General features: G+C 60.9%; 5 protein-coding genes. 4 read left to right on the forward strand and 1 reads right to left on the reverse strand.

What is annotated here, in order from left to right; genetic code table 11:
- The gene (locus tag IEW17_RS17355; RefSeq protein ID WP_188563324.1) at positions 1 to 2,790 is read right to left on the reverse strand and encodes an alpha-amylase family glycosyl hydrolase; all 2,790 of its coding nucleotides are present in this window, start codon (positions 2,788 to 2,790) and stop codon (positions 1 to 3) included.
- A gap of 334 nt (positions 2,791 to 3,124) precedes the next feature.
- Between IEW17_RS17355 and IEW17_RS17360 the strand changes: the two genes are divergently transcribed.
- From IEW17_RS17360 to IEW17_RS17375, 4 genes are all read left to right on the forward strand, one after another.
- Positions 3,125 to 4,090, forward strand: coding sequence for a DUF2279 domain-containing protein (locus IEW17_RS17360; protein WP_188563325.1), 966 nt, complete (start codon positions 3,125 to 3,127; stop codon positions 4,088 to 4,090).
- Between the two features lie 134 nt (positions 4,091 to 4,224).
- Positions 4,225 to 5,448 (forward strand): Smr/MutS family protein, encoded by a 1,224-nt coding sequence (locus tag IEW17_RS17365; protein ID WP_188563326.1) that lies wholly within the window; start codon positions 4,225 to 4,227, stop codon positions 5,446 to 5,448.
- 154 nt (positions 5,449 to 5,602) lie between these two features.
- A complete protein-coding gene (locus IEW17_RS17370) occupies positions 5,603 to 6,529 on the forward strand; it encodes a metallophosphoesterase (protein ID WP_188563327.1) in 927 nt (308 codons plus the stop codon).
- A 56-nt stretch (positions 6,530 to 6,585) separates the two neighbouring features.
- Positions 6,586 to 8,457, forward strand: coding sequence for a M1 family metallopeptidase (locus IEW17_RS17375; RefSeq protein ID WP_188563328.1), 1,872 nt, complete (start codon positions 6,586 to 6,588; stop codon positions 8,455 to 8,457).
- Positions 8,458 to 8,757: the final 300 nt, after the last annotated feature.

The following is an 8,757-nucleotide window of genomic DNA, read 5'->3' on the forward strand; positions in this document are numbered from 1 at the left end:
TCAGTTGATAACCAAACGCAAAGTCTGCTGGCGGTTAGCGGCTTGTACCTGAACGATGTATACTCCTGGTGCCAAGTTGCCGAGTGGCAATTCGCGAGTATGGCTGCCGGTTGCTTCGCGGGTTGCGGGCAGGGCCACTACCTGCTGGCCCAGCACGTTGCGCACCGATACCTGCACCATACCGGCGCTAGGCAGCACGTACTGTAGGCTGGTTTGCTGGCTGGCGGGGTTAGGAGCCACACTCAGGTGCAAGGCATTGGCCACAGTTTGGCTGGTGGTAGCCAGGGCCACGCGGCGAATGCGGCTGGCGGTGTACACTGCGAATTCACCGGCACGGAGGTCGAGCAACGCATGGGTATTGGTCACGTTGATGCTGTCGCCGGTGAGGTAGTTGTACCATTTGCCCGTTTGCTGGAAGTCGGGGTCAATCTGGTCGAAAAACACGCCAAAATTTCCTACCACGGTCACTTTCAGCGCTGGGTCGGTGAGGTGCATCACCTTCGACTGGCTGCCGAGCTGGTAAGTGAATGCGGCCGTACTGAAGCCGGGCTCTTTACGCAAGGCAATGAGGTTGGCGTAGGTATCGCGCAAGCGGCGGCGGCCAGGCTCTTGCAGGTAGTTCCAAAGGATGGGCTTGGAACCAGTGCGGCCATTCTGGTTGATGTCGATTTCGTAACCCAGCTCCCCGAACTGCCAAATCATTTTGGGGCCGGGGATGGGGAAGAAGAAGGCCGCGTTCATTTGCATGCGAGCCAGAGCAGTAGTTTGGTTCTTGATGTCATAGCCCGCGCCGTCGGAAAGGCCACTGGCCAAGGCCTCGTGCATCATGCGCTGCTCGTCGTGGCTTTCCATGTAGGTCACCAAGCCGGATTGCTGCCAGCCACGGGCGCCAAAATAGCCTCCGGTAAAGTTGGCGCTGCGGCCTTGGCCAGCCCGACCGTAGTCGCCGCTCATGTTGCCCCAGAGCATCATGCCGGCGTTGGCCAGCACGGTTTCCTCGCTGTTATCGGCAAAATGTTCCAGAATGACGTAGGTACCGGCGCGGGTGGCCTGCATGTGGTTGTAATAATCCATCCAGATATTGATGCGCGACTGGTCGTAGTTGCCCCACGTGCCCACGTTGTTACCCGTGTTTACCTGCGTGAAGCCCTTGCTGAGGTCGAAGCGGTAGCCGTCGACGCGGTACTCGTTCACCCAGTAGTCCATCACGTTTTTGCTGTACGTTTTGGTGAAGGCGCTTTCGTGGTTGAAGTCGTTGCCGACGTTGTATGGATGGGTGGCCACGCGGTTGAACCACGGGCTGTCGGCCGTGGCCCCGCCGCCGTCCGAGTACATCTGATACATCGGGTTCTGGCCAAAGGCGTGGTTCAGCACCACGTCGAGCACCACGGCCATGCCGCGCCGGTGGGCTTCGTCGATGAAGGCCTTGAAGCTGTTTTTGGTGCCGTAGTACTTGTCGAGGGCCAGGTGAAAGCTCGGGTTGTAACCCCAGCTGTCGTTGCCCTCAAATTCGTTCACCGGCATCAGCCCGATGCAGTTCACGCCCAAGCGCTGCAAATAGCCAAGCGTGTCGCGCAGCGTCTGGTAGTCGTGGCGGGCAATGAAGTCGCGCAGGTGCAGCTCGTAAATCACGAGGTCGGTTTTGGCTGGCCGCACGAAGTTGTTCACCTGCCACTGGTAAGCCGGCTGATTGGTTTGCAGCGTGGCCATGATGCCCGTTTGCCCGGCCGGGTACGTCAGGCCGGGGTAGGTGATGGCCGGGATGAACCGGTCGTTATTGGGGTCGAGCACCTTTTCGGTGTAGGGGTCGGCGATGCGCAGCACGCCGTCCACGAGGTACTGATAGGCGTATTCCCGACCGGCGACGAGGCCGTTAATCTGCACCCACCACGTATTGCCGTTGGGGGTACGGTTCATGTACCCCGCGTTGGCCGGCTGGAAGTTGTTGAACTCGCCTACCGCGTACACAAACTGCTTGTTGGGCGCGGTGAGGGCCAGAATGACCGACGTGCCGCCGGGCAGGTACGTCACGCCTTCTTTGGCCCCGGCGGGCAGGGCCGCCACCGTTACGGCGGGCCGTACCACCAGAATCACGGAGTCGGACACGGCCGTGGCCCCGGTACCGGCCGTGAGCCGGAGCACGCTGCGCCCCGTTTGGGTGGGCGTGGCCGTAGTGCTGATGGTGGTGGCGTTGGGAGCCTGGGCCACCTGCACGCCGTTCAGAGTCAGAACTAAGTTGGCGGGCTGGGCGCTGCTGCCACTCACGGGCAGGGCTACGTTGGGAGCCACGAACAGCGGGTTGCCGCCGCTGGCGGGCTGGGTGAGGCGCACAGCCGCGCCGCCCTGATACACGTCCACGAAAATGTCGCTGCCATCAGTGGCGCGGCCCACCGTGGAGCCGTTCGCATTCTTGAAAATCATGCCCAACCGCAGGATGGTTTCGTTGGCGGGCACCGGGTAAAAGGTACGGGGCGTGAAGGTGATGCGGTAGAGGTTGGGGTTGGTGGCGTCGCGCGTCATGAGCGCGGCGGGGTCGGCCTGGCCGAAGCTGGGGCTCTTCACGTTGCGCCACGTGGTGTTGGTGGCGCTTAGGTTGGTCACGGTACCGGTCCAGATGTAAACGTCGCCGGTGAAGTTAATCAGCCCGGCATTGCCCTTGCTGGCATCGTACGTGATGGTAACTGACGTATTTTCAGTAAAGAAAACCGGCTGGGAGGTCACTACCTGCGCCTGGGCCGCCCACGTCAGCAGCAACAGAAACAGGCCCGCTATGCGTCGAAATGTTTGCATTAATAAAGTTGGGGAAGAGGTAAGTGAGAGTACGAGGAATAGGTTGGGCCCACAGCGTATGGCTATGCTCAGCCTTGGCTACTGCTAATATACAGCTCCAAAAAGTTGGCAGAGCCGACCATGATATCCAAAAACCGCAAACGTTTGCGGAAAATTTTGACTAGCTAAAAACACGGTTTTTACCCTTTTCCGGGCTTTGGGGGCCACAAAGCAAATCCTGAGTCGCAAAGGATTGCGGCCCGCCACACCACTCCATTTTTACTCAACCACTCAGCAATTACACCTACCACGGCAGCATCAAGCCGCCGTACCTTTGCCGGCCACTTCTGCCTGCATGACGCTTTCTTTTCGCCAGTTGATTTCGTTGCGGCCACGACTGCTGGCGGTGGCAGCGGCCGCACTCCTCGCACCGGTATTAGTTGCTGCTCAGGTAATCCAGCCGAGCCAGAGCCCGACAGTGACTTCTTCACCCGCCCCTGTTGATTCGGTGGCCCAGCAAAAACGCCGCCTGCGCCTGCTGGTGGGTGGCTCGGCCCTGGGCTACGGGGTCATTTACACGGGCCTCACCACGGCCTGGTACACTGGCGAGAGAGTCCCCCTGCACTGGTTCAACGACTTGCCCGAATGGCAGCAGCTCGACAAAGCCGGCCACTTCTGGGGTGCGTTTCAGGAAAGCCGCGGGGCCGTAGACATGCTGCGCTGGGCCGGGCTGAGCGAGAAAAAAGCCATTTGGTACGGCTCCTTCGTGGGTTTTGCCATCCAAAGCCCGCTGGAGCTGCTCGATGGGCGCGACCCGACTTATGGCGCGTCGGCTACCGATTTGGCGGCTAATTTCCTGGGCTCGGCGGGCCTGCTGGCGCAACAGCTGGCCTGGCACGATGTACGCATCATGCCCAAATGGTCGTTTCACCTCACCGGCTACGCCCAGCGGCGGCCCAACGTACTGGGCAGCAACGTACCCGAGCGTTGGCTCAAGGATTACAACGGCCAAACCTACTGGCTGTGCACCGATGTGGGCGCGTTTCTGCGGCCCGGCAACCGCTGGCCCCGCTGGCTGCAGCCCGCCGTGGGCTACGGCGGCGCGGATATGGTGTATAACGACGATGGCACCAACGCGGAGCTTGGCCTGCGCCCCTACCGCCAGTTTTACCTGTCGCTGGATGTGGATTTGCGCCGAATTCCCACTCGCAGCGTATTATTGAAGCGGGTGTTCTACACGCTCAGCATTTTCCACCTGCCGGCCCCGGCACTGGAATACAACGGACGCAACGGTTTTCGCTTCCACGGGCTCTATCTCTAGACTACCATCGGCAGAAAACCGTAGTACACACCCGTTACTCCCCTTCTACCCGTACTTTTGAAGAACCCACCCGGCGCTGGCAGCTGTTATGTACTTTCTACATACAGCGCCTACCAGCGCAAACCCAAGATATTATGAACGTAGGAGATAGAGTCCGGCTACTGACCGGCACCGAAGAAGGAATTGTTACCCGCCTGCTCGACAGCGAGTTGGTGGAAGTAGCCATTGACAATGATTTCACCATTCCCGTGCTGCGGCGCGAAGTGGTGGTGGTGGCCCAGGAAGAAGGCAACAACTTTAACCGCACCGCTCCCGACTACCGCGTGGGCCAGGTGCCCGGCAAAAACGCCAACGCCAGCAAAAAAGACAACAGCAAGCGCCCTAGCCAAAACGCCGGTCCGCCCAAGCCCGTCCAGCCCTCGCTGCAGCAAGCCCTGGCCGCCGTGGCGTCCAATGGCGCCGGTGTGGCCAAAATCAGCGGGCCAGCCGCTACCAGCAAGCAGCCAGCCGCGGCCAAAGGCGTGTTTCTGGCCTTGGTGCACCAGTCGCCCGAGCTCTTGGGCGTCACGCTCATCAACAACACCGAGGCCGATGTGCTCTTTACCTACGGCGAGGAAACCAGCGCCCGCCCCTACCGCGCCCTGGCTGCTGATAAGCTGGGCCCCAAAGCCAGCACCAAGCCCCTCTCCTTCCTGCACATGAAGGATTTTGAAGCCTGGCCGGCCGTCGTGTTTCAGCTGCTGCCCACGCGCCTCAACGGCGAGGCGGCCTACGAGCTGCTCACCAAGCGCCAGGCGTTCAAAGCCAGCACGTTTTATTCGAGCCAGCGGCCCGCGCCGGTGATTGGCAAAGACGCCTACCTTTTTCAGCTGGACGAGAAAGCCGCCGCCGCCATCACGCCCGAGCAGCTGGCCCAGGAAGCCCCGGCCCCAGCGGCCGCGCCAGCCCCGGCCAAGCCCGCCGGCATCGACATCGCAGCCCTCAAGGCGCAGCTCAGCGGCGACGCGCCGGCCAAGCCGGCTGCCGTGGTGGCGGCGGCCACACCCGCGCCGGTGTTCCCGGTGGTAGCGCCAGCCCACGAATTCGACCTGCACCTGGAGGCCCTGCGCCCCGATAACAAAGAGGAAGAGTTGAGCAATACCGCCATTCTGCGCCTCCAGCTCGATGCTTTTGAAGATGCCCTGAGCCGCGCCCTGGCCACCAACATGCACGAAATCGTGTTCATTCACGGCATGGGCAATGGGGTGCTGCGCAAGGAAATTCACCGCCAGCTGAGCCGCAACAAGGACATTAAGTTCTTCGAGGATGCCCGCAAGGAGAAGTTTGGCTTTGGGGCCACGCTGGTGCGGCTGAAGTAGGTTTTCAAGTTCTGTGACGGCTGTTTTGAACGTCATGCTGAGCTTGTCGAAGCATCTCTACCGCGCGACTAAATCTGATTAGTCGCGCGGTAGAAATGCTTCGACAAGCTCAGCATGACGTTCTGGTTTTCTACCCATTCCACTTCTCTGTCCCATGTACGACCTTATCGGCGACATTCACGGCCACGCGGCTGAGTTGCGCCAGCTTCTGCAGCAGCTCGGGTACGCGCCCGATGCCCTCGGGACCTACCGGCACCCGGCGGGCCGGCAAGTGATTTTCGTGGGTGATTTTATTGACCGTGGCCCGGCCATTCGTGAGACGCTGCAAGTGGTGCGCGCCATGGTGGACGGCGGCGCGGCCCTGGCCGTGATGGGCAACCACGAGTACAACGCCCTCGCCTTCTGGGCTTTCGACCCCGCCGGCGGGCACCTGCGGCCCCATTGGCCGAACCACATTTTACAGCACCTCGCCACCATTCAGGAGTTCAGCACCAGGGAGCTATTTGCCGAATGGCAGGACTATCTGGCGTGGTTTCGCACGCTGCCGCTGTTTCTGGAGCTGCCGGGCCTGCGCGTGGTGCACGCCTGCTGGGATGCCCGCTACATTACCCAATTACACGGGTGGCTGCCCGATGCCCGGCCCACGCCGGAATTTTTGCTGGCGGCCAGCCGGGTGGGTTCCGACGAGTTCAATGCCATCGAAGTCACGCTGAAAGGCCACGAAACAAAGCTGCCCGGCGGCCACCATTTCTTCGATAAAGACGGGCACCGCCGCACCATGGTGCGCACCGCGTGGTGGCGCGACCCGGCCATTTCCACTTACCACAACTACTACCTGGAATCCATTGAGGCGCTGGCCGACCAGCCCGTGGATGTGGCCGCCCTGCCCAACGCCAGCTACTATCAGGACGAAACGCCGGTGTTCTTCGGGCATTACTGGCTGCGTGGCCAGCCCCAGCTACTCACGCCGCACTCCGTGTGCCTCGACTACAGCGTGGCCAGGGGCGGCGAGCTGGTGGCCTACCGCTGGCACGGCGAGCAAACGCTGACGCCAGCTGGCCTGGTTCGGGCCAATTCGTAGCTGCTATTTTCTTTGTACCTATTCCTTCCACAGCGCCTGCTGCTACTTTGTTGCTTATGAAACCATTTGGTCGGATTGCCGCTGTTTTTTTTCTGCTGGTTTCAGTGGCCCGCGCCCAGCCCACGCTGCCCGTACCGCGCAACCTGCAGGCCACCTACGCCAAAGGCACCCGCAGCGCCAGCGGCCAGCCCGGCCCCAACTACTGGCAAAACACGGCCGACTACGACCTCAACGTCAGCTTCGACCCCACCACCCGGCGCGTGGCCGGCACCGTGGAAATCAAGTACCAGAATAACAGCCCCGATTCGCTGCGGCAGCTCTGGTTCAAGCTCTACCCCAACATTTACCAGAAAGGCGCGCCCCGCAGCCGGGCGTTTGCGCCCGAGGATATTGGCGAGGGCTTGAAGATTTCGGCACTGACCATCAACGGCGAAGTATTTGATGTGAAGAAGCTGGCCATTGAGGCCACCAACATGGCGGTGCCGCTCCGCCGCGCCCTCGGGGCGCGCCAGGCGGCTACCGTGCGGGCTACCTACTCCTACATTCTGAACAAGGGCTCGCACCAGCGCACCGGCGAGGTGGAGCCGGGCGCGGCATTCGTGGCCTACTTCTTCCCGCGCATCGCGGTGTACGACGACATCGACGGCTGGAACCGCGTGCCCTACACCGGCGACCAGGAGTTCTACAACGACTTCTGCAACTTCAAAGCCGCTGTCACGGTGCCCCGAAACTTCGTGGTCTGGGCCACCGGCGACCTGACCAACGCCGACCAGGTGCTGACCAGGAAATACGCGCAGCGCCTGCGCGACGCCGAGCAAAAGGACGCGGTAGCCACCATCATCAGCGCCGGGGATGCCCAGCGCCGCGACATCACCGCGCCCAACGCCCAAAACACCTGGCGCTTCGAGGCCCGCAACGTCACGGATTTCGTCTTTGCCACCGCCGACCATTACGTGTGGCAGTCCACCAGCCTCGTGGTAGACCCCGCCACCAAGCGCCGCACCCGCGTCGATGCCGTGTACAATCCCAAGCATAAGGACTTTGAGGAAGTCATCGATTTCAGCCGCAAAACGGTGGAGGCCATGAGCTACACCTTTCCGAAGTGGCCCTTCCCCTACGCGCACGAAACCGTGTTCGACGGCCTCGACCAGATGGAGTACCCGATGATGGTGAACGACAATCCCACCGAAACCCGCGAGGACGCCATCACGCTCACCGACCACGAAATCTTCCACACGATGTTCCCGTTTTACATGGGCATCAACGAAACCAAGTACGGCTGGATGGACGAAGGCTGGGCCACCATCGGCGAGTGGTTGATTTCGAGCATCATCGACCCCAAGCTGGACGACGACTACGGCGTGGCCCGCTACGCCGCCGCCGCCGATACCGAAAGCGACGCGCCCATCGTCACGCTCAGCACCCAGCAGAACGGCATGCCCTTCTTCCTCAACTCCTACCCCAAGCCCGGCATGGGCTACCTCTACGTGAAGGATATGCTCGGCGATGAGCTGTTTACCAAGGCCCTGCACACCTACATCCGCCAGTGGAACGGCAAGCACCCCATGCCCTACGACTTCTTCAACAGCATGAATGCCGGGGCCGGCCGCAACCTCAACTGGTTCTGGCAGCGCTGGTTTTTCGACGGTGGCTACCCCGACCTGGCCATCGCCAGCGTCACCAAAACCGCCGCCGGCTACGACCTTCAGGTACAAGCCAAAGGCAGTAAGCCCGTCCCCGTTGATTTAACCCTGACTTTCGCCGACAACACGACCCAGAAAATCCACCGCAGCATCAGCGTCTGGGAAACGGGCGCTACGTCGGTTACGGCGACCGTGGTCAGCAAGCAACTCCTGAAGCGGGTGACGCTGGGGAGTACGCTAGTGCCGGACAGTTTCCCGAAGGATAATGTGTGGGAAGGGAAATAAGGACTCGCCATATAGTTTAGTTAAGTTGCTTATAGGTTCACATGCTTCCGCTAACAGCACGGTGGGCTCTACAATCGGCTACGCTATGTTTTTAGCGGTGAGCTTACTGTTTCTTCTTCTCTGTGGCTACTTCTTTCTAGCTCCTGACAAGATGAGTGTTGCCGCATTACTAGGTTTAAAGCCTTACCACTAGGCCCGTACGGCTCCAACAGGGCAAACACTTGCCCGCAGGGTCAGATGAACCGCACTATGCGGACGGGGAGTACATTTCGGTTCACCCCCCGCTTTACCCATGTCGCT

This window comes from Hymenobacter frigidus (assembly GCF_014640435.1).
Taxonomy (GTDB): Bacteria; Bacteroidota; Bacteroidia; order Cytophagales; family Hymenobacteraceae; genus Hymenobacter; species Hymenobacter frigidus.

Coding starts and splice junctions, on each gene's coding strand:
- IEW17_RS17355 (WP_188563324.1), bottom strand. CDS start 2,790: ATGCAAACATTTCGACGCATAGCGGGCCTGTTTCTGTTGCTGCTGACG.
- IEW17_RS17360 (WP_188563325.1), top strand. CDS start 3,125: ATGACGCTTTCTTTTCGCCAGTTGATTTCGTTGCGGCCACGACTGCTG.
- IEW17_RS17365 (WP_188563326.1), top strand. CDS start 4,225: ATGAACGTAGGAGATAGAGTCCGGCTACTGACCGGCACCGAAGAAGGA.
- IEW17_RS17370 (WP_188563327.1), top strand. CDS start 5,603: ATGTACGACCTTATCGGCGACATTCACGGCCACGCGGCTGAGTTGCGC.
- IEW17_RS17375 (WP_188563328.1), top strand. CDS start 6,586: ATGAAACCATTTGGTCGGATTGCCGCTGTTTTTTTTCTGCTGGTTTCA.